The sequence below is a fragment of the Woeseia sp. D3-10 genome, from assembly GCF_055809415.1.
Map to the genome: position 1 here is coordinate 569777 of NZ_JBVVTW010000007.1, position 21282 is coordinate 591058.

17 protein-coding genes are annotated in these 21282 nt (G+C 56.7%); 5 read left to right on the forward strand and 12 right to left on the reverse strand.

Annotated features, from left to right (window positions below; genetic code table 11):
• Positions 1-38: 38 nt before the first annotated feature.
• The gene (locus tag AC0L8N_RS03350; protein WP_473666157.1) at positions 39-845 is read left to right on the forward strand and encodes an SAM hydrolase/SAM-dependent halogenase family protein; all 807 of its coding nucleotides are present in this window, start codon (positions 39-41) and stop codon (positions 843-845) included.
• A 138-nt stretch (positions 846-983) separates the two neighbouring features.
• Here AC0L8N_RS03350 and AC0L8N_RS03355 read toward each other — a convergent pair whose 3' ends face one another.
• Positions 984-2666, reverse strand: a complete 1683-nt coding sequence (locus AC0L8N_RS03355) for a glutamine--tRNA ligase/YqeY domain fusion protein (RefSeq protein WP_473666158.1) — start codon at positions 2664-2666, stop codon at positions 984-986.
• 91 nt (positions 2667-2757) lie between these two features.
• Positions 2758-3240: a Fur family transcriptional regulator gene (locus AC0L8N_RS03360; RefSeq protein ID WP_473670021.1), complete on the reverse strand. Its 483-nt coding sequence runs from the start codon at positions 3238-3240 to the stop codon at positions 2758-2760.
• Between the two features lie 130 nt (positions 3241-3370).
• Here AC0L8N_RS03360 and thrS point away from each other — a divergent pair, with 130 nt between their 5' ends.
• From thrS to AC0L8N_RS03375, 3 genes are all read left to right on the forward strand, one after another.
• Positions 3371-5293: a threonine--tRNA ligase gene (thrS, locus tag AC0L8N_RS03365; protein WP_473666159.1), complete on the forward strand. Its 1923-nt coding sequence runs from the start codon at positions 3371-3373 to the stop codon at positions 5291-5293.
• Positions 5294-5546: 253 nt separating this feature from the next.
• Positions 5547-8420 (forward strand): TonB family protein, encoded by a 2874-nt coding sequence (locus AC0L8N_RS03370; RefSeq protein ID WP_473666160.1) that lies wholly within the window; start codon positions 5547-5549, stop codon positions 8418-8420.
• 121 nt (positions 8421-8541) lie between these two features.
• A complete protein-coding gene (locus tag AC0L8N_RS03375) occupies positions 8542-9207 on the forward strand; it encodes a TetR/AcrR family transcriptional regulator (RefSeq protein WP_473666161.1) in 666 nt (221 codons plus the stop codon).
• A 1-nt stretch (position 9208) separates the two neighbouring features.
• Here AC0L8N_RS03375 and AC0L8N_RS03380 read toward each other — a convergent pair whose 3' ends face one another.
• The 7 genes from AC0L8N_RS03380 to AC0L8N_RS03410 all read right to left on the reverse strand — a co-directional run bounded on the left by AC0L8N_RS03380 (position 9209) and on the right by AC0L8N_RS03410 (position 16815).
• On the reverse strand, positions 9209-10273 hold the full coding sequence (locus AC0L8N_RS03380) for an XdhC family protein (protein ID WP_473666162.1): 1065 nt from the start codon (positions 10271-10273) through the stop codon (positions 9209-9211).
• 54 nt (positions 10274-10327) lie between these two features.
• Entirely contained in the window at positions 10328-11128 is an 801-nt protein-coding gene (locus tag AC0L8N_RS03385; protein ID WP_473666163.1) for an FAD binding domain-containing protein, read from the reverse strand.
• 4 nt (positions 11129-11132) lie between these two features.
• Positions 11133-11612, reverse strand: coding sequence for a (2Fe-2S)-binding protein (locus tag AC0L8N_RS03390; protein ID WP_473666164.1), 480 nt, complete (start codon positions 11610-11612; stop codon positions 11133-11135).
• A gap of 27 nt (positions 11613-11639) precedes the next feature.
• Positions 11640-12194, reverse strand: coding sequence for an SRPBCC family protein (locus tag AC0L8N_RS03395; RefSeq protein ID WP_473666165.1), 555 nt, complete (start codon positions 12192-12194; stop codon positions 11640-11642).
• Between the two features lie 391 nt (positions 12195-12585).
• Complete coding sequence (locus AC0L8N_RS03400; RefSeq protein ID WP_473666166.1) at positions 12586-14103, reverse strand: CoA-acylating methylmalonate-semialdehyde dehydrogenase; 1518 nt, start codon at positions 14101-14103, stop codon at positions 12586-12588.
• Between the two features lie 27 nt (positions 14104-14130).
• A complete protein-coding gene (aptA, locus tag AC0L8N_RS03405; protein ID WP_473666167.1) occupies positions 14131-15471 on the reverse strand; it encodes an omega-aminotransferase AptA in 1341 nt (446 codons plus the stop codon).
• Between the two features lie 63 nt (positions 15472-15534).
• Positions 15535-16815, reverse strand: coding sequence for an NAD(P)/FAD-dependent oxidoreductase (locus AC0L8N_RS03410; RefSeq protein WP_473666169.1), 1281 nt, complete (start codon positions 16813-16815; stop codon positions 15535-15537).
• 130 nt (positions 16816-16945) lie between these two features.
• On the opposite strand from AC0L8N_RS03410, the gene AC0L8N_RS03415 reads away from it, so the two are divergent.
• Positions 16946-17491 (forward strand): cupin domain-containing protein, encoded by a 546-nt coding sequence (locus AC0L8N_RS03415; RefSeq protein WP_473666170.1) that lies wholly within the window; start codon positions 16946-16948, stop codon positions 17489-17491.
• Positions 17492-17500: 9 nt separating this feature from the next.
• Here the strand turns inward: AC0L8N_RS03415 and speB are convergent, their stop codons facing one another.
• From speB to AC0L8N_RS03430, 3 genes are all read right to left on the reverse strand, one after another.
• On the reverse strand, positions 17501-18448 hold the full coding sequence (gene speB / locus AC0L8N_RS03420) for an agmatinase (RefSeq protein WP_473666172.1): 948 nt from the start codon (positions 18446-18448) through the stop codon (positions 17501-17503).
• Between the two features lie 23 nt (positions 18449-18471).
• Positions 18472-19845: an aspartate aminotransferase family protein gene (locus AC0L8N_RS03425; protein ID WP_473666174.1), complete on the reverse strand. Its 1374-nt coding sequence runs from the start codon at positions 19843-19845 to the stop codon at positions 18472-18474.
• Between the two features lie 118 nt (positions 19846-19963).
• Positions 19964-21220, reverse strand: coding sequence for a glutamine synthetase family protein (locus tag AC0L8N_RS03430; RefSeq protein ID WP_473670023.1), 1257 nt, complete (start codon positions 21218-21220; stop codon positions 19964-19966).
• Between the last annotated feature and the right edge of the window lie 62 nt (positions 21221-21282).

Here is a 21282-nt window from a genome sequence, read left to right on the forward strand (position 1 = left end):
TATGATGCTGTTATCTCAATGGCATCGGGACGTTGTTCATGAGCCTGTTCAGGCCTGCCGGCGTAATTACGATTACAACTGACCTGGGTCACAAAGGCCCGTTCGTCGGTGTAATGAAAGGCGTCATCGCCACGCGGTACCCCGGCGCCACCGTCATCGATGTCACTCACGACATTCCTGCCCACTGGCCGCCGGAAGCAGGCTTCTGGATCAGCCGTGCATACCCGTATTTCCCAACCGGGAGTGTTCATCTTGGCATCGTCGATCCCGGCGTCGGTACTGAACGGGACATACTGGTCGCGGAAGTTGACGGACATTTGTTTATCGCGCCAGACAACGGTCTGCTCGCCACGTTGTTGCCGCGCGCAACTTCGATTCGCAAACTGGACCTGGAGCGCCTGGCTGGATTTAACCTGCCTGTACCCAGCAGTACCTTTCACGGCAGAGACATTATCGCCCCGGTTGCCGCTGAACTGGCTGCAGGCAAGCTACGGGTGGAAGATACCGGTTCAAAAACAAGCGACTGGACACCGGGCTGGCTGGACGAACCTGACGTCAGCCACAACCGGGTCAGCGGAGTCATAGTTACTATCGATGCGTTTGGCAACCTGATCAGCAATATCGATGCAACGCTGATTGACGGCTTCCGTTCTCCCGAGGTCAAGTTGTCCGGCCGACGTTTTCCAATGCAAGCGACCTACGGTCGTGCCGAACCCGGCAGCTACCTCGCACTCATCAATTCCTTCGGCGTTCTGGAGATAGCGCGGGTCGAGGGCAACGCCGCCGAGCACCTCGGCAGTGACCGTGGTGCACCCGTGGTTGTTACTGACCTCGGAACTGGCTAAGCAGCCGCATTACTCGCCGGGAGACGTCCCGCAATAAAACACGTCACCAGGCAAAGGTGTCAACGGGTAGCGGCAAACCTCGTCGACAGCCTGCGAAATACGGAGGCCGATCACGACATGGTATCTCGTGCCTTGCGCTTACTGCCCTGCCAAAGCCTGTTTTTCCAGCTTCGCCCAGCCATCACGCAAAGTGACGATTCGATTGAAGACGGGTGCTGCGGCTGTGTGGTCGACACTGTCCGGGCAAAAATAACCCAGCCGTTCGAACTGGAATGACGACCCGGCAGGCACGTCCGCCAGCGACGGTTCTAACTTCGCACTCACTGTCTCGAGTGATGCCGGATTCAGTACTGCGTGCAAATCTTCTGCGCTGCCCGGCTCCGCCACGGTAAAAAGGCGGTCATAGAGTCGGACTTCTGCAGTGACGGCATGTCGGGCCGATACCCAATGAATGGTCCCTTTGACTTTCCGATCGCTGCTACCGCTACCACTGCGCGTGTCCTCGTCGTAGCTGCAATGCAACTCCACAACGTTGCCGCTCGAGTCTTTAATAACCTCATCACATCGAATGATGTACGCGGAGCGCAAGCGAACCTCACCACCCGGTTTTAACCGGAAGAACTTGCGTGGTGCATCTTCCATGAAGTCGTCTTGTTCAATATAAATCTCGCGACAAAACGGTACCGTGCGTGTCCCCAGTTCCGGTCGATTCGGATGATTCATCGCTTCGAGATCTTCAACCCGATCTTCGGCGTAATTGGTCAGCACCAGTTTCAACGGCTTCATAACCGCCATTCGTCGTTCAGCCTCTTCACCCAGCTGCTCGCGAATACTGTTCTCAAGCAACGCCATTTCGATCAGGTTTTCTTTCTTGGTAACGCCCACGCGCTTGATAAAATCGCGTATGGCCTCCGGCGGATAGCCACGGCGCCGCATGCCCGCAAGACTCGCCACCCGCGGGTCGTTCCAACCCGTAACTATGTTTTCCTCAACCAGCTGATTGAGCTTTCGCTTGCTGGTCAGTGCATAGGCAAGATTGAGGCGTGAAAACTCTATCTGTTGCGGACGGCGTTCAGGCGCAAGCTTATCGAGAAACCAGTCGTACAGCGGCCGGTGATCTTCGAACTCAAGCGTGCACAGAGAATGGGTAATTCCTTCAAAGGCGTCCGACAAACCGTGCGCGAAATCGTACATTGGGTATATGCACCATTTGTCGCCGGTACGTTGATGGTTCAGGTGCCGGATACGGTACAAGGTTGGATCGCGCAAGTTGATGTTCGGTGAGGCCATATCGATTTTGGCGCGCAACACGTGCTCGCCATCGGCGAATTCGCCAGCCCGCATGCGACGAAACAGATCCAGATTCTCAGCGACACTGCGACTGCGGTGCGGACTGTCTTTGCCTGGCGACTTCAGCGTGCCGCGGTATTCTCGAATTTCATCAGCCGTCAGGCTGTCAACGTAGGCATCGCCACTCGTAATCAGCGCCTCTGCGACCTCGTACAGGCGCTCAAAATGATCCGAGGCATGCGATAAGTTGTCGCCCCACTCGAAGCCCAGCCAGCGCACGTCGTCCATGATCGCCTGCACGTACTCTTCGCGCTCTTTGCCTGGATTGGTGTCGTCAAACCGCAGAAAGGTCGAACCGTTATTCTCTGCGGCAACGCCGAAATTCAGGCAAACCGACTTGGCATGCCCGATGTGCAGAAAGCCATTGGGCTCAGGAGGGAATCGGGTAACGACGTTGCCATCGTGTTTGCCACTGGCCTGATCGTTGGCAATAAGTTGCCGGATAAAATCTTTTGGCGTTTCGCTGGTCATGGGAGTCTATTGGCTTGCAGTCATAAAGCACGGGATTGTACGTCAATCATTTACCCAGACGGGACTATTCTGCGGCGATCAGCAACCCGGCTCAGTTGTGGCCCGCATTCCTGCACTGGCGACAAAGGCCCTGAATTTCGAGCATCTGGTGTACGGCCGAGAAGCCGAGGTCGCCTGCCTTCCGCTGTACCAGGCAATTGATGTCGTCGTCATCAAGTTCAGCAACAGAGCGGCAACTACGGCAGATCAGGAACTGGCCAGTGTGCGAACTCGACGGATCAGGGCAGCCGACGAAGGCATTCAGCGAATCCAGGCGGTGAACGAGATCCGCCTCGATCAGAAACTCCAATGCCCGGTATACGGTCGGTGGAGCCGCCTTCTTACCGCTTTGGTTGAGCGCGTCGAGAATGTCATAGGCGCCGATGGGCTTGTGGCTGCCCCAAACCAGCTCGAGAACCTGGCGACGAGTCGCCGTGAAACGCAACCCGCGCTCGCGGCACAGCGTCTCAGCGGTATCGATGGCGTCCGATACGCAGTGCTCGTGGTTGTGTGGCGGCGGTGGAATGCGCGGCATGCTCATAGGTCGGTCCGAACAACAGAATGGCAGGATTGTACCTGATCAGGCTGGCTTCCGGATTAGCCAGCCCCGGCGATTCGGGTACAATAGCCCGCTTTGAATTCCGCGCGAACGACAGGCCCCACCGATGCTCACAATTGAATTGCCCGACGGTTCCCGGCGCGAATACCCGACCCCGGTGAACGGTGTCGATATCGCGTCCTCTATATCCCGAAACCTTGCGCGCGATGCTGTCGCTATCCGGGTCAACGGCGAGCTCCGCGACCTCAGTCGCAAGGTCGAAGCCGATGCGAAAGTTGAAATCGTCACACGTGAGACCGAAGCCGGGCTGGAGTTGCTGCGCCACGATGCAGCACATGTGCTGGCAGAAGCGGTGAAAGAGCTCTGGCCAGATACCCAGGTCACTATTGGCCCGGCAATCGAAAATGGCTTCTATTACGATTTCGCCCGCGAAGAGCCGTTTACTACAGAGGACCTCGAAACCATCGAGGCCCGTATGCACGACATCGTTAAGCGCGATGAGAAAATCGAGCGCGAGGTGTGGCAGCGTGACGATGCCGTAGCGTTTTTCCGGGACATGGGCGAGGAATACAAAGCCCAGATTATCGAAGACATTCCGGCCAACGACACACTGACGCTTTATCGGCAAGGTGAGTTTGTCGATCTGTGTCGCGGTCCTCACCTGCCATCGACCGGACGTCTCGGCAAAGCGTTCCGGCTGTTGCGGGTATCAGGCGCTTATTGGCGCGGCGATGCCAAGAACGCAATGTTGCAACGAATCTACGGCACAGCCTGGGCCGACCCGAAACAGTTACGGGTTTACCTCACCCAGCTGGAAGAAGCCGAAAAACGCGATCATCGCAGGCTCGGCAAGATCATGGACCTGTTCCACTTCCAGGAAGAAGCGCCAGGGGCGGTATTCTGGCACCCGAAAGGCTGGCGCCTGTTCCAGAACCTGATCGACTTCATGCGGCAACGCCAAACGGTAGCCGGCTACGAAGAGATCAACACACCGGAACTGATGGACCGCAGCCTGTGGGAAACCTCAGGTCACTGGGAAACATTCGGCGATCACATGTACACGAGCGAAACGGAAGATGGCCGCAACTACGCCATCAAGCCGATGAACTGCCCTGGACACGTGCAGGTTTTCAAACAAGGCATCACGAGCTACCGCGATCTGCCGTACCGGCTTGCTGAATTCGGCAAGGTACATCGTTACGAACCGTCGGGCGCTCTGCACGGCATGATGCGCGTGCGCGCATTCACTCAGGATGACGCGCACATATTCTGCACGACAGAGCAGATCACAGAAGAATCGGTCGCCGTCTGCGAATTGATACTCGGCATCTACGCCGACCTCGGCTTCGACAATGTCATCGTGAAATTTGCTGACCGGCCGGAAGTCCGTGTTGGTGAGGACAAGGTTTGGGATGCCGCCGAAAACGCGCTGAAGAAAGCACTGGAACAGTCCGGACTTGAGTACAGTTACAACCCGGGTGAAGGCGCTTTCTACGGCCCGAAACTGGAGTTTGTCCTGCGCGATGCCATTGGCCGTGATTGGCAGTGCGGTACGCTGCAGGTTGACCTCAACATGCCATCGCGGCTATCGGCGACGTACATCGGCGAAGATGGCCAGAAACATACGCCGGTCATGTTGCATCGGGCCATTTTTGGTTCGCTGGAACGTTTCATCGGCATCCTGATAGAACACTACGCTGGCAACCTGCCTTTGTGGCTCGCGCCGACGCAGGTCAAGGTCCTGACCATTACCTCTGATGCCGATGACTACGCCCGCGAAGTGGTCCAGCGTCTGCGTGCCGCCGGCATTAGCGCCGAGGCAGATCTCCGCAACGAAAAGATATCCTACAAAGTTCGCGAGCACAGTGTCACCAAGACCCCGGTCTTGATGGCTGTCGGCCAACGCGAAGTTGAAGAGCAATCAGTTGCTGTGCGCCGACTGGGCTCCAAACACCAAAAGGTGGCTGGACTGGAGGACGCGGTTGAGGCATTGCTGGCCGAAATCGCCAGCAGGGGCCGCCCGGGCTGAAGTCGCTCAAGCGCCGCCGGCTTTGCCGGCGGCGTCAGACTGCGCACCGTGACGCTCCCTGACAGCGGCGCCGTTGCCCGTGCCACGCCCATCGATCCACGAAATGTGAACTGGCTACAGTGTCATTGTGCTGCGTGTCACAGAATCGGCACCCGGACCGCTTCATGTCGCAAATGCTGGCATTTCCGTGACTATACTCAACGCTCGGAAACAAACGTTTCCTCATTAAACATAACTCCCCCGGAGGTCTGTCGTGGCGTTGGAGCAATTCAGAACACAGGTGCTGTTGCTGCACAGTGAACAAGGCACCCTGGACGTACTCGGCGCCAGCTTCAACGACCGTTATTCCGTGCATACCGCGACCAGTGGTTCCGAAGCTCTGACCACACTGGGCGAAACGCCCATCCATATCATCGTCTCCGCGCAGGACCTGCCGGGCATGAGTGGATTGGAAGCACTGCGAGAAGCCAAGAAACGTTCGCCAGATACCGTCGGTATTTTGCTCGCCGGCAGCGACAGCACAGACGGACTGGAAGCACTGGTCGGTGATCAGGAAGTCTTTCAGATTGTGCGTGGAGCTGTTGACCCCAACGCTTTGCTCAAGGTTGTGGAGAACGCGACGCGGCGGGTAAGAATGTTGACCCTTGCGAAATCGGCCAATGACACAGCCGCCAATGTCGATATCTCCGCGCGGCTGGACGTTTCGTCCAGGCTGGATGTCTCGGCAAAGCAGGAAATTTCGTCTAAGCTGGACGTTTCATCGAAGCTGGATGTTTCATCAATGGAGCCCGAAGGCGAACACATCGTCATGGAAACCGCTGAGAACGGGACGACGATTATCAGCGATGGTACCGGGCGCATGCCTGCGTTGAAACCGGAAAAGATCCAGCTCAATCCGCAATCGCGAGGGCGCAATGTTGACGTCCTCGTACTCACCAAAGACGCTGAATTCCTCGATACGATTCGTGAGTCTTCAAGCGGACAGCACAAAGTCCATCATGCAGTTACGGCGCAACAGGCACTGGATGCACTCGCCGCACACCCGGTCGGCGTGCTGGTAACCGACGCAGCCATCACTGGCGGCAAGATCGAACTCCTTACGCAAAAGCTGCGGCTCAGTCAGCCACGGCTCGTCGCTATCGTTGCCGGCCGTCGGGACGACGGCGAAATGCTGATGGACCTGATCAATCGCGGCCAAGTCTATCGATTCCTTTTGAAGCCTGTTTCACCGGGGCGCGCCCGCCTCGCAGTAGAGGCATCGGTTAAACACCACCTGGAAGCGGCCGACGCCACTTTCAAAGGTGCCGCAGCACAACCCGGCGCCAGCGCTAAAGTCGCGCCGGCAACTCGCCCGATAACACCGCCATTGGCGCCCGCACCCACAGCAGCGACCACCGCACCGCCTGCTCCTGCAGCAGCTAGCGCGCCCGCTCAGGCACCGGCAGCCGCTGAGCCGCCGGCAGCCATCGAAGACAGCGCAGATGATGACGCGATGTTCGCTGATGTTGAAAGCGCTCTTACGCAAACCGGCAGTCTGAAAGCGACTGTCGCGGAAATGACGGCGACGATTGGTCGAGCGAATACTAAGTCGAACGGGGAAAGTCGACGCAACCTGCCCATTATCGCGGCGGCAGTCGCCGTTGCCCTGATAGGCATTGTGGGCTGGTTTTTTGCCGGTGGTGACGACGCTCCGGCCGTTATCGATGAACCGCAACTCGAAGCGGTCGTGCCGTCCGTAACGGAATCGGACGTGCCCGCCGCACCCGCGCAGCCAGCACCAGCTCCTGTCAGTGAGCCACAAGTCGCGCCGACACCCGAGTACGTAGCACTGCTGGACAATGCACGGTTTGCCCGCGATTCAGGACGGTTGCTTGCTCCCGCAGGTGACAACGCAATCGAATGGTACGTTGCTGCGCGCGAATCAGCTCCCAATAACGCCATGGTCAGTGACGAACTCGCCCAACTGGTCGAGCAGGTCATCGGTATGGCCGAAGCGGCATTGCTGGAGAACAGGGTGGCTGACGCCGAGAACGCATTGGCGAAAATTGCACTTGCAAGCCCGAATAATTCGCGGCTCGCCTTCTTGAATGCACAACTGGCACAGACACAACTTCGAACCACACTGGACGATGCTCGAGTAGCTATTCGCGACTCTCGATTTGAGGATGCGAGTCGACATCTGGCACGTGCCGAAACACTGCCTGGCGCCGATGCTGCACAAATTCAGCAACTGGCCTCAGACCTGGCTTCGGCGCGCAGCGCAGAGCGTGTTGATGACACGTTAGAGCAAGCAGCTCAACGTCTCGCCAACGATGTCTTAACCACTCCACCCAATGACAATGCCCGGTATTTTTACGAACTGGCACTGTCGAATGACCCGGGCAACGCTACGGCACAGCAGGGCCTGGTCGTTGTTGCCAGCAAGCTCGTGTTGAAAGCCCGCGCGGCAATTGATACCGGAGCGCTGGATGCTGCAGACAGTTATCTGAACGACGCACGGGCACTGGCACCGAACAGTGAAGAACTGCAGGCATCGGAAGCGGCCCTCCAGAATGCTATCGACCAGCGAGCCGAGACGGAGCGTCTGGCCGCAGAAGCACGCCAGGCCGCCGCCAGCGAGGAAGAAGCCCAACGAGCCGCGGAACTGCGCCGCCGAGTGGCTAGCTCAGCAACACTGAGCACTACAGGAACACCGAGTGAGCCGACTGCTGAAGCCGCGCCGGCCGAAACGTCTGCGCCGGACCTTAGCGAGCGCAGCGCAGCAACGTCGACCCTACCCAGCGGCAGCACAAATTCTCGTACCGCAAGCCCAAAGCCGGAAGCCGCAACAAATACCGGCACACCTGACGCTGTTGCAGTCAGTCAGTTGACCCGTATTAACTATGTTGCGCCGAAATACCCTCGGAGTGCACAGCGTAGAAACGTAAACGGCTGGGTTGATGTCGGCTTTACGGTTACAACAACTGGCAGCGTTACCGATCTCGAAATCATCGATTCCACGCCGGGCTCGATTTTTGATGAAGCGGCTGCCGAGGCAGTGGAACAATGGCGCTTCGAACCAGTGGTTGAAAATGGCCGCACGGTTCCGAAACGGGTCGCTGTAAGGATGTCATTCACCATCGAATAAGTCATTGCCGGCATTGCGGGCGGCCACATTCGTGGCACCGACAACCGGCGAAGACCAATTGGACCACCGCTACACTTCCTTATACCCTAGGGATCCGGTTCAACGGTCAGAGTGATTATCGGTGAATGCAGAGAACAACAAGGTGCAGCCCAGGCGGCCGCGTCGCCAGCAAACGCGCAGTCTGCTGACCAAACAGAAACTGCTCGACGCTGCGTTGCAGGCTTTCGCCGAGAATGGTTTCAAAGGTACGTCCACGCGTGACATCGCGGAACGCGCTGGTGTTCATCACCCGCTGATCACGTACCACTTCAAGAACAAAGAAGAACTATGGCGTGCAGCGGCCGATCGCGTGTTTGCCGGCTTTATCCGGATTCTCGAGGAAGCCCAGGCGGAGGCTGCAGCAGAGCCCCCTCGGGAACGCATGGCTCTGCTGATTCGTGCCTACGTCCACTATGCGGCCGACCACCCAACCCTGCACAAAGTATTGTTCCAGGAATCGAGCCATAGCAATCCGCGCCTGGATTGGCTGATCGAGACCTATATGCGGCCACTCTTTGAAGTAGCCTCCAGCGATCTGAAAAAATTGCAGGAACAAGGTTTGGCTCCGGCCGGTAATCCGGCACTGCTATTCAACATGATTCGCGTGTCGGCGGGCGCGGTGCTGGCACTCAATGTGGAGTTGAAAGAATCCAGCGGCGTGGATCTCGATGACCCTGCAAACGTGGACATGCTTGCTGAGATGATCGTCAATATTTTTCTGCCGCCCGGCAATCCACGCGCGACCTGACTCAGTCGTCGTCCTGCAGCAGCACCTGGTGCATCTCCGCAACAATCGATAACGCGATTGACGCTGGGCCACGTCCGCCGATATTGAGTCCCGCCGGCCCATGGACGCGACCTGTCAACTTAGCCCCCGCATCACCGAGGTCATGCAGCAGACGCCGCCGCCGTTCGCGCGGCCCCAGCAATCCGATATACGCCAGTGTCGAGTCCGCCAGAATCTCGAGATAGCAGCGATCCGTCTGCAGATGATGGCTCATGACAATCGCCGCATCGTAACTTGAGATATCCAGCTTACTAAGTAGCTCACTTGCTGCACTGTTCAATACTCTGTCCGCGCTCTGGAAGTTGCCTTTCCCGATATACGCCGGCCGATGATCCTGAACGGTGACTCTCCAACCGAGGTCACTGATTAGCCGTACTACCGGTTCGGCGTCCAGTCCCGCTCCTAATACCAGCACGTTCGGTGGTGGCCGCAAACAGGCGAACAGTACGTCAACTGTGTTGCCGCCAAGGTCGAGCGTCTGGCAATAGGAGCGGCGGGTTCGAAGAACGTTGCGAATGCCTGTTTGCAACCACACTGGCTGCTGTACTTCGCCGCTATTGTCGAGTGTATTCTCGGCGGAAACCACGATCGCCATACCGGGCTGAAAATCCGCAGTGGTTGAACGGAGCACAGTGGCCGACGCTCCGAGGTGCATACTTTCGTACACCTCTGCCATCGCAGCAAATGGCTGGTAACCGTCTTCACTGGTCAGCGGTTGCAGAAATATTCGCATCAATCCGTCACAGCCAACACCCAGCCCCCAAAGCTCTTCGTCATTGCTGCCGAGATCGTAGCTGACCTGCTGCGGGGTACCGGTCGCCAACACTTCTGCGGCACGTTCTGCCAGGTCGCCTTCAAGGCACCCGCCCGACAACATGCCCTGAAAATTCCCCTCTGAATCGATCAGCATTTGGGCGCCGGCTTTGCTGTACGTTGAACCTGCCGTTTCATAAACAGTGGCCAACACCAGATCGGTATTCGCAATCCGCCAGCGCTCAAACGCACTTAGCAATTGCCGCGGACTCACTGAACGACCTTGTAAGGCAGCTTGCTAAGATCAGAAATTCGCGTAGCGTCCATCTCAGTTCCTGACAGCTGCAGCGACCGCTCGCGTGGCCATGACCTTGAGCAGATGAGCGCGGTACTCAGCACTCGCGTGTATATCACTATTGAATGTACTCGAATCCACTTCGATGCCCTCGAGTGCTGCCGGTACAAAATCCTTCGACAATGCCTGCTCCATATCGAAATTCCGAAACGCATAGCCCGCAGCCCCGGTAACAGCGACCCGTACGCTATTGCGGTACTGCGCCACCATGACACCAACAACAGCGTATCGCGATGCAGGGCTTGGGAACTTCAGATACGCGGCGCGCTTGGGAATTTGAAAACGGACGGCAACCACGATCTCGTCCGGCTGCAACGCCGTTTCAAACATTTCCACAAAAAACTTGTCCGCACCTATCTCGCGCCGATCAGTTACGACGATTGCATCGAGTGCAAGCAATGCCGCCGGGTAATCCGCAGCTGGGTCGCTGTTCGCTATCGACCCACCCAAAGTTCCCCGATTACGCACTTGCGGGTCGCCGATGCTGGCCGCAAGGGTGGCGAGCGCTGGTATCTTGCCTCGCAGCGAATTGTCGCGAGCGACAGTCGCATGAGTCGTCATCGCACCGATTTCCACGCCGTCGTTGTGATCTCGTACGCCGCTGAGACCTGCAATGCCCGCCATATCGACAAGCTTCGATGGCTCCGCCAGACGCATTTTAAGCGTCGGCAACAACGTCATGCCGCCTGCGAGCAAGGTAGCGTCGTGATCGGCCGCCAGTAGTTGCTTTGCTTCGGCCAGCGAGCGTGGCCGGTAGTACCCAAATTCGTGCATACCCTCAGCTAACTCCCGCCGCCATGTCGCGCGCCGCGCTGCGAACCGCGCGCACAATGTTCTGGTAACCGGTGCAGCGGCAGAGATTGCCTTCCAGCCAACCGCGAATCTCAGCATCGCTGGGTTCCGGGTTATTGCGAATCAGGTCCAGTGCGCTCATGATCATGCCCGGCGTACAAAACCCGCACTGCAAGCCGTGCTGTTCGTGAAACGCTTTCTGCAACGGGTGCAGCTCGCCGCCCTTCGCCAATCCTTCGATCGTCAATACGTCAGAACCGTGCACCTGTATTGCTAGCATTGTGCAGCTCTTTACCGACTGACCGTCAACGAGCACGACGCACGCGCCGCATTGACTTGTATCACAACCGATGTGAGTTCCGGTCAGCTTCAGGTGCGAGCGCAGCAAGTCCACCAGCAGCGTTCGCGGTTCAATCGAAGCACTGACCGACTCACCGTTCACTGTGCATTCAACTGTCTTGTTCATGGCAAAACTCTGTTCTCGACCAGGCATTTATCCGAGTACGAGATACAACATCAACAACACCGCTATCACCGCGATGACCGTCACGTAGTACGGCCGCGCTGTCCGTGTATTCGTTACTTCAGTATTCGGTACCTGTTCAATGTCACCCAACCGGGCTGTCAGGTTGCCGAAGAATTCATCCGCAGTCTTGCGCGTCGCCCCTGCGACCAACCTTGAGCCGACTTGTGCCAGCTTTCCACCGACTTTAAAGTCGGCGGAGTATTTCAGCTTAGTTTGAGCATCGCCCACCTCTGCCAGTGTCACGTCCGCACTACCGCGACCGAACCCTGTTGCTCCGGCCTTTGCATCGCCAGTCAGTGTGTAACTTACAGGGGGATTCAGGTTTTGCAGTTCGATACGGGTCTTGAACCTGGCTTTCACCGGGCCGATGGCCGCCGTCACTACAGCCTGCATTTCGGTCGCTGAAATTTTCTCAATGGCCTCACAACCCGGAATACAGGATTGCAAGATTTCCGGATCATTAAGTGCAGCCCACACGCGCTCGCGACTCGCATCGATCCGGTACTCGCCTGATATGTCCATGAGCAACTCATGCCACTGGTTGGGCTGCCAATATACCACCGCATCGGCGGTTGCCGAACCCGGGTGATACGGGCCTGCCTCCTGAGTGCTGTCAGGCCGTGCGGATAGTCCTTACCCCAACAGATACTTTCTACAAGCTCGTCTCACGACGGCATAAAGCTGGCGAGCAGAGCCTGAGCGGTTGCTTCATTGCAAGCGGAGCCGACTGCCGCGGGCTTGCCTGAGCATCCGCCTCACCGGCAGGGTCGTGAATCGGAGTGACCAGGAAGGCGCGACCCAATGCGGTAGGCGACCAGTACAAAAAAAACGGGCCCCTGACCCGGGCCCGTCTACCGCAGCACAATGCGTGTTCGGCGCCGCGCAAATTTCCGTTCGCAGCGGCGCCGTGGCGTTACATGGTGGGCATCGAAAAGTCCGCGCCGGCGCGAATCCCGGCAGGCCAGCGCGAGGTCACCGTTTTCAACCGCGAATAGAATCGCACGCCTTCCATTCCGTAAACCGCCGTATCGCCGAACAACGAGCGCTTCCAGCCGCCGAAACTGTGGAATGCCAGTGGCACCGGAATCGGTACATTGATGCCGACCATGCCCACGAGGATGTTATTCGCGAATTCGCGAGCGGCATCACCATCCCGTGTGAATATTGAAGTGCCGTTGCCAAATTCATGATCGTTAATAATCTGGATCGCCTCATCAAAAGTCTCGACCCGGGTCATCGTCAAGAACGGACCGAAGACCTCTTCCTTATAGATACGCATGTCTGTGGTCGTGTTGTCGAACAGAGTTGGTCCGAGGAAGTAGCCTTCAGACTTGGTAATGTCGTGAGTCCGGCCGTCCACCAACAATGTGGCACCCTCTTCCACGCCAAGATCAATGTAAGAACGCACTTTATCCCGATGCTCCGCCGTAATCAGCGGGCCCATATCATTGCTGTTGTCAGAGCCAGGGCCAATTCGCAATGCTTCAATGCGTGGCAAGAGCTCTTTCAGCAGCGGTTCGGCCGCATCACCGACAGTGACAACGGCTGAAATGGCCATGCAACGTTCGCCGGCAGAACCGTACGCTGCGCCCAGCAATGCATCTGCCGTCTTAGCCATATCCGCATCTGGCAACACAACCAGGTGATTCTTGGCGCCACCAAGCGCCTGCACTCTCTTGCCATGTTCAGATGCAGTACGGTAGACGTGCTCTGCAACCGGCGTTGATCCAACGAAGCTGACCGCTGCAACATCCGGTGATTCGAGTAACGCATTGACGGCGACGTGGTCGCCCTGAACAACGTTAAACACGCCATCGGGCAGACCCGCCTCCTTAAGCAACTCCGCCCATTTCAACGAACAGCTCGGGTCCTTCTCGGACGGCTTGAGAACGAAGGTATTGCCGCAGGCAATCGCTAACGGGAACATCCACATCGGCACCATCGCGGGGAAATTGAATGGCGTAATTCCGGCACATACGCCTAACGGCTGCCGCAGCGAATAGGTGTCCACGCCGGTACCAACCTGTGGAGAAAATTCCCCTTTGATCAGGTGCGGGATACCGCAAGCAAACTCGACAACTTCAAGGCCTCGCTGTACTGAGCCGAGTGCGTCATGCAATACCTTGCCGTGCTCCTGAGTAATCAGCGCGGCCAATTCATGCTTGTCGCGTTCAATCAGCTCCTGAAGCCGAAACATAACGCGGGCTCGCCGCAATACCGGCGTCACCGACCAGGTTTCAAAAGCGCGTTTGGCAGACGCAACGGCTTCGGCCACTTCATCCACACTCGACATTGCCACGGTTGCGCATCGCTGCCCGGTAGCTGAGTCAAAAACGTCTGATGTTCGCCCGGTCGTGGACTCAACCACCTTGCCATCGATCCAGTTTTGAACGTGACGTAGAGTATTCAGTTTGGATGCTTTCTGTGCCATGTTTCTTGCCCTGCCTTTAGTCTCAAATCAGTTAAGTGCGCGCAGTGAGCTGCGCACTGTTTCAACCACCGTTTCCAGATGCTCATCAGACACTATCAACGGCGGTGAGAACGCGATGATGTCACCGGTCGTACGAATAATTACGCCTTTATCATAGCAGTCACGGAAGACCTGCATCGCACGTGCGGTCGGCTGGCCGGCAATGGGTTCGAGCTCCACTGCACCGATCAAACCGAAATTGCGTACGTCGATAACTTTGGGCTCACCCTTCAGACTGTGCAGCGCATCTTCGAACTTGCCCTCCATGCTGCGTGCTCGTTCGATAAGACCTTCGTCCTTATACACATCGAGCGTCGCGCACCCGGCCGCCGCAGCCAGCGGATGGCCGGAGTAGGTATAGCCGTGGAAGAACTCTATCGCGCCTTCTGGCCCCGTCATGAACGTGTCGTAGACATCGCTCTTGGCCAGTACGGCACCCATCGGGACCGTGCCACTGGTCAGGCCTTTCGCCGTCGTAATCAGATCCGGAGTTACTCCAAAGCGGTTCGAGGCGAAGTTATCGCCGACCCGTCCAAATGCGGTAATCACCTCGTCGAATATCAGCAAGATGCCGTGTTTGTCGCAAATATCTCGCAGGCGTTGTAAGTAGCCTTCCGGTGGCAACAAGACGCCAGTGGAGCCGGCTATAGGCTCAACAATGACGGCAGCTATTGTGGACGCATCGTGCAACGCCACAATATTCTCCAGATCGTCGGCAAGGTGCGCTCCCGATGTTGGCAGGCCTCTGGAATACGCGTTCTGCAATAAATTATGGGTATGTGGCAGGTGATCAACACCAGGCAGCATCGTTCCGAACATCTTGCGGTTCGGCGATATTCCACCAACCGAAATACCGCCAAAACCAACACCATGGTAACCGCGCTCACGACCAATGAGCCGGGTGCGCGACGCGTCGCCACGAATACGGTGGTAGGCCAATGCCATCTTCAATGCTGTATCGACGGCCTCCGAACCGGAGTTTACAAAGAACGCGTAGTCGATTCCTTCTGGCGCCATCGCCGTAACTTTGTTTGCGAGTTCGAACACTGTCGGGTGGCTGAGCTGGAATGCCATCGAATAGTCGAGTGTTTCCGCCTGCGCTTTAATAGCTTCGACGATTTTCGGGTGGCAATGGCCTGCATTGCAACACCACAATCCGGCAACCGCATCGATCAATTCACGGCCATCATGCGTGTAGCAGTGCATTCCCTTTGCACTCGTGATCAAACGCGGGTTCTCTTTGAAGTAGCGGTTACCTGTGAACGGCATCCAGTACGATTGAAGGTCTGGCAGTTCAGTGGCCAGTTTTTCAGCAGCGTTGTTCGACATTTCCAGTTCTCCGCAAGCAAGTCACGCGAACTATTTGCGTGACGAGTACGATCAAGACTACGGTTAGAGAATTTCTTTTAAGCGGTAATAAAGCATGCCTAATGCCAGCGCGGGATTGGCAAACCACTTTCCACCAGGCAAACGCATATGACGAATTCGCGCGAATACATCGAACTGCTCCATCTCTCCGCCAATGGCATCCGCCAACACTTTGCCGGCGAGATGCGATGGCGCGAGTCCGTGCCCTGAGTAACCCTGTGCATACCAGGTGTTGTCTTCGATGCGCCCGAGCTGCGGAATTCGGTTAATACTGATGGCAATGTTGCCGCCCCATTGGAAATCGATTTTGGCATCGGCCAGCTGCGGGAACACTTTGAGCATGTTTGGACGCAAAGTCGCACCAATATCGCGTGGATCGCGTCCCGAATAATTGCACAGGCCACCAAACAATAAACGCTTGTCAGCAGAGAGGCGAAAGTAGTCCAGCCCTACGCGCTGGTCGCACGCTGCCATATCTTCAGGTAACAACGTAGCCGCTTGCTCGTCACCTAACGCTTCGGTGGCGATAATGTAACTACCGGATGGAATGACGGAGCCGAATAATCGTCGTTCGCTGCGCCCAAGATAAGCATTACCAGCCAGCACCACCTTGTCGGCTGTGACCGTGCCAAACGGCGTTACAACACGGGGCTTGGCACCGTGCAGCACACGGCTAACCGGGGTCTGTTCGTGTATGCGCACACCCAATTGCTCAGCCGCACGGGCTTCGCCAATGCACAGGTTCAGCGGGTGCAGATGCCCATTGCCGCGATTAACAAGGCCGCCGATGTAGCGCTTGGAACCGATATAGCGTGACATGTCTGCTTGCTCAACAAGGGTCATGGCATGCGGGTATGCCAGTTTTTCCTTGCGTTCGATCTCAGAGCGGAAATACGCCATGTCGCCATCGTTCAGCGCCAGATCGAGGTAGCCGAATTTGAGATCACACTCGATGTTGTAGCGCTCGATTCGTTCCAGCACCAGGTCTCTGCATTCGAGTCCCATTTCGTAGGCAATATCGGCTGCTCGTTGTCCGAGGCGCTTCTCGATTTTCTCGACTTCGACGAAGCCATCAATCAACTGCCCGCCGTTGCGTCCGGATGCTCCCCAACCCACGCGGTGCGACTCGAGCAGAATGACGTTATAGCCACGCTCGGCGAGACTGAGTGCCGCCGAAACGCCGGTAAAGCCAGCGCCAACGACAGCAACGTCACAACTCGCATCGCCATCAAGACGCGCGTAGTCGGTTTGCCAATGGCTCGTCGCCGCGTAGTACGAGGCGGTATGGGATTCAGAGTGCTGCATGGTGGCTCAGGGTACTCCTGCAAATAGGAGTTAACAATATTTAAACGATTGATTTTAACTTATTGTTTTATATAGAATGCATGCTACTTTCGTTTAGTATTCTTAACGACTCAACAAGAGGCACGTACGCATGGATGAAATCGGGCTGCGCCTTAAGAAACTCCGCCACTCTCATCACCTGTCGCAACGCCGACTCGCCGCAATGGCCGGGGTCTCCAATGCGACCATCTCCCTGATCGAATCGGGGCAAAGCGATCCGTCGATGGGTTTGCTAAAACGCATTCTCGTTGCCATGGGCGTGTCGTTTTCGGAGTTTTTCGCCGAAGACACCAACACCCGGGAGCAGGTCTTTTTTCGTGCCCACGACCTGAGCGAAATCAGCAGCGGCCCTATCAGTTTTCGCCAGGTCGGTAGTGACCTGAGTGGCAGCCAGTTGCAGATACTCTATGAACGCTACCAGCCAGGTGCGGATACCGGTAAGTCGATGTTGAGTCACGATGCCGAAGAAGGCGGCATCATCCTCGCGGGTCGTCTTGAGGTTACTGTCGGCGACGAAGTGCAGACACTGGGAGTCGGCGACGCCTATCGATTCAACAGTCGCATGCCGCATCGTTTTCGCAATACCGGCAGTGCCGAATGTGTGCTCGTCTCCGCGTGCACCCCACCCAGTTTCTAGTGCCAGGCTTTAGCTATTGGCCGCAGCATAAATACCGATAATTTCCATTGCGACATGGGCAGCGGCCAATGCGGTGATTTCACCAACATCGTAAGCCGGCGCAACTTCAACGACGTCGCCGCCTATCAGATTGATGCCGTGCATGCCGCGCAGGATGCTGATTGCCTGATACGTACTGAGACCGCCGCAAACCGGCGTGCCGGTTCCGGGCACAAATGCCGGGTCAAGACAGTCGATATCAAACGTCAGGTATACCGGGCGCTCGCCGAGTATCGCGTGGGCCGCATCAATCACCGCATCAATACCGTTGTCCTGTACCCAGGGACCGTCGAGAATCTGGAAACCCAGTGTGTCGGCATTGCGCGTACGCAGCCCGATCTGCACAGAGTGCTCGGGATCGACCAACCCCTCCTGCACCGCGTGATAAAACATCGTGCCGTGGTCGATCCGACCTTCATCGTCTTCCCACGTGTCACTGTGGGCATCAAAATGCAGCAATGACAACGGCGCACCGAACTTTTCGGCATGCGCCCGCAATAAGGGGTAGGAGACAAAATGATCACCGCCGAGAGATAACAAGCCAGGTCCTTGTGAAATGATCTCAAGCGCGTGCTTCTCGATCACCTCCGGTACAGCCTCCGGACGACCGTGATCAAAAAAACAGTCGCCGTAGTCAACGACCGCCAGCACATCGAAGGGGTCGAACTCCATGCCGTAGGGCCGTTCCCAGGCCATGATGGACGAGGCCGCCCTGATCGCTCGGGGCCCGAATCGGGCACCCGGCCTGTTGGTCGTCGCGGTATCGAGCGGCACACCCGTCACGACGAGGTCTACGCCCTCCAGATCACGGGTGTACTTGCGACGCATGAATGACAGTGCGCCAGCATACGTAGGCTCCGGTGTAGTCCCGTATAGATCGCTGCGCAAGATAGCGTGGTCACTGGCCCGTTTGTCCATGCATGAACTCCGTTGCGATTCCGCTAGGCAGCGATTGCCTTTTGCGTCAGGTCGAGGCACTTCCAGGCTTTGCCTATCAGTTCGTCTGCCTCGTCGTGACTCAATGTCAGTGGCGGGGCTACGACGATGGTATCGCCAACCGCACGCATGACAAGTCCGTTGTTAACCAGAAAGTCGCGGCAAATTGTTCCCGCGCCAATCTTTTCGTCAAAGCGAGCAAGACTGGATTTGTCCGCCACCAGTTCCAACGCGCCCATCAAGCCAACCATCCGGGTTTCACCGACGATCGGATGCTCCGCGAGTGAGTGCCAACCTTCTGCGAGATAGGGACCGATATCGTCGCGTACGCGTTCCACCAGTTTCTCGCGCTGCAGGATGCGGATATTTTCTATCGCAACAGCACATGCTGCCGGGTGCCCCGAGTAAGTGTAGCCATGATAAAACTCGCCGCCTTTGTCGATCAGCGCGTCCGCAACGCGGTCACCGACCATGACGCCGCCCAGTGGCAGATAGCCAGAGGTAACGCCTTTGGCGAAGGTCATCAGGTCGGGTTTGATACCGAAGTAGTCCGCGCCAAACCATCGGCCGAGGCGACCAAAGCCACAAATCACTTCGTCGGTTACCAGCAAAATGCCGTACTCGTCACAAATTTTCTGAACTTCGGGCCAGTAGCTGTTCGGCGGAACGATCACACCGCCCGCCCCTTGTATCGGCTCACCCACAAAAGCCGCAACCTGATCCGGACCCACCTCCTCAATCTTCTGACGCAACAACTGTGCTGCCTGAAGTCCGAATTCATCCGGAGACAATGAACGGTCGCTGCCAAACCAGTACGGCTGATCGATATGCTCTATGCGCGGCACCATTGGCCCACCTTGCGAATGCATGGGCTTCATGCCACCCAGACTCGCGCCGCCGATTGTTGAACCGTGGTACGCGTTCTTCCTTGCGATCAGGGTTTTGCGCTGTGGTTCACCCTTCAAGTCCCAGTAGTGGCGGACCATACGAATCATTGTGTCAATCGATTCGGAACCGGAGCCCGTATAAAATACCCGATTGAACTGCGGCTGAGTGACTTCCTTCAGCATACGCGACAACTCGATTGACGGCGGATGCGCACACTGGAAGAAGCTGTTGTAGTACGGCAGTTCACGCATCTGATTTGCAGCAGCATCGACCAGTTCGTCACGGCCGTAGCCTGCGTTTACGCACCAGAGTCCCGACATACCATCGAGTATCTTGTTGCCGTCGGCATCATAGATATAGACACCGTCAGCATGGGTGACGATGCGACTTCCGGTCTTCGCCAGTGACTTGTGATCGGTGAAGGGGTGCAGGTAGTGGCGACCGTCCAGGTCTTTCCATTCACTGCCTTGACGGCTATCGGCAATCGCCATAGTCCGGATCCTCGATTGGGTAGGTGGTAAGGCAAATCATGTTAGCCAATAGTGAAACCGTTCGGCAGTGCAATTTCACATCCTGACGGTCTCACTAAAGGCTGGGCGTATTCGTCGATCAGACGTTGAACATCAATACCTCGCGTTCCCACGGAGTAACGATCTGTTCAAATTCCGTCACTTCTTCGTACTTGAGTGCGGTGTACAACGAAACGAACGAATCGCCTAACGTAGCCCGCAATGCATCACTGCTTTCAAAGGCCTCAATCGCCGAGAACATGTGCCTGTGCAAACCAAACGGCTTGTCATAAGCACTGCCTGTGGTTTCTTCAGTCGGTGTTAGTCCTTCGGTCATACCGAGATAACCGCAGGCCAATGTAGCCGCGATTGCCAGGTACGGATTGACGTCCGCGCCGGCCAGGCGGTTCTCAACCCGGCGCGCCTCCGGAGCAGAATCCGGTACTCGCAAACCGACGGTTCTGTTGTCGATGGCCCAATCCAGATTGATCGGCGACGCCCAATAACTGAGGAAACGCCGATAGGAATTCGGGTAAGGCGCAAACATCAGCAACGCTTCCGGTACGTATTTCTGCAAACCTGCGATGTAGGAGTAGAACAAATCGCTGGCTGAGCCGTCGGCGTTCGAAAAAATATTCTTGCCATCCTTATCGACGACACTCTGATGGATGTGCAACGCACTGCCCGCTTCTTCCGACATCGGTCGTGCCAGGAACGTTGCGTGCATTTCGTGCTTGATAGCCGCTTCGCGAATGGTTCGCTTGAACAGAAATACCTGATCGGCAAGCGTGATCGGGTCGCCGTGCAAGAAGTTGATCTCGAACTGCGCCGGCCCCATTTCCTGGGAGAGCGTATCAATCGAAATACCCTGTTCTTCGCAATAGAGATAGACGTCGTTAATGAACGGATCGAAGTCGTTCATCGTATCGATACTGTACGGCTGCTTTGCTGTTTCAGTACGTCCCAGCCTGCCTTCCGGCGGCTCAACTTCAGCATTCGCATCAGAGTGGGGGTTCAGCAGATAGAACTCCACCTCGGGTGCGACCACCGGCGTCCAGCCTTTGTCACTGTACAATTTGACGATGTTCTTCAAGACCTGCCGCGGAGACGTATTCACGGGCGAGCCGTCTTTGCGCTGACAATCCATAAATACGGATGCAGCCGGGTCACTGGCCCATGGCACCGGTCGCAAGGTTGCGAAATCAGGTACTAACAGCATGTCCCGGTCTTCGATATTGGACTTGTTGACGACGTAGTTGCCAGATACGGTCTGCGCGAAAATGCCTTCCGGCAATTTCATCTCACCTCTGCCAAATTTGTCCGCGGGCAATAACTTGCCTCTTGCGGCACCCGCCATGTCCGGCACGAAGGCTTCTAAGTCCTCCGTATTGTGTTCCCGGAACCAGTTTTGAAATAACT

Bases quoted from the DNA above. Each gene is read 5' to 3' on its own strand.
- aptA (WP_473666167.1), bottom strand. From the start codon at position 15,471: ATGTCGAACAACGCTGCTGAAAAACTGGCCACTGAACTGCCAGACCTT.
- AC0L8N_RS03385 (WP_473666163.1), bottom strand. From the start codon at position 11,128: ATGCACGAATTTGGGTACTACCGGCCACGCTCGCTGGCCGAAGCAAAG.
- thrS (WP_473666159.1), top strand. From the start codon at position 3,371: ATGCTCACAATTGAATTGCCCGACGGTTCCCGGCGCGAATACCCGACC.
- AC0L8N_RS03395 (WP_473666165.1), bottom strand. From the start codon at position 12,194: ATGGACATATCAGGCGAGTACCGGATCGATGCGAGTCGCGAGCGCGTG.
- AC0L8N_RS03430 (WP_473670023.1), bottom strand. From the start codon at position 21,220: ATGGCGGGTGCCGCAAGAGGCAAGTTATTGCCCGCGGACAAATTTGGC.
- speB (WP_473666172.1), bottom strand. From the start codon at position 18,448: ATGGACAAACGGGCCAGTGACCACGCTATCTTGCGCAGCGATCTATAC.
- AC0L8N_RS03415 (WP_473666170.1), top strand. From the start codon at position 16,946: ATGGATGAAATCGGGCTGCGCCTTAAGAAACTCCGCCACTCTCATCAC.
- AC0L8N_RS03410 (WP_473666169.1), bottom strand. From the start codon at position 16,815: ATGCAGCACTCTGAATCCCATACCGCCTCGTACTACGCGGCGACGAGC.
- AC0L8N_RS03350 (WP_473666157.1), top strand. From the start codon at position 39: ATGAGCCTGTTCAGGCCTGCCGGCGTAATTACGATTACAACTGACCTG.
- AC0L8N_RS03425 (WP_473666174.1), bottom strand. From the start codon at position 19,845: ATGGCGATTGCCGATAGCCGTCAAGGCAGTGAATGGAAAGACCTGGAC.
- AC0L8N_RS03360 (WP_473670021.1), bottom strand. From the start codon at position 3,240: ATGCCGCGCATTCCACCGCCGCCACACAACCACGAGCACTGCGTATCG.
- AC0L8N_RS03400 (WP_473666166.1), bottom strand. From the start codon at position 14,103: ATGGCACAGAAAGCATCCAAACTGAATACTCTACGTCACGTTCAAAAC.
- AC0L8N_RS03390 (WP_473666164.1), bottom strand. From the start codon at position 11,612: ATGAACAAGACAGTTGAATGCACAGTGAACGGTGAGTCGGTCAGTGCT.
- AC0L8N_RS03355 (WP_473666158.1), bottom strand. From the start codon at position 2,666: ATGACCAGCGAAACGCCAAAAGATTTTATCCGGCAACTTATTGCCAAC.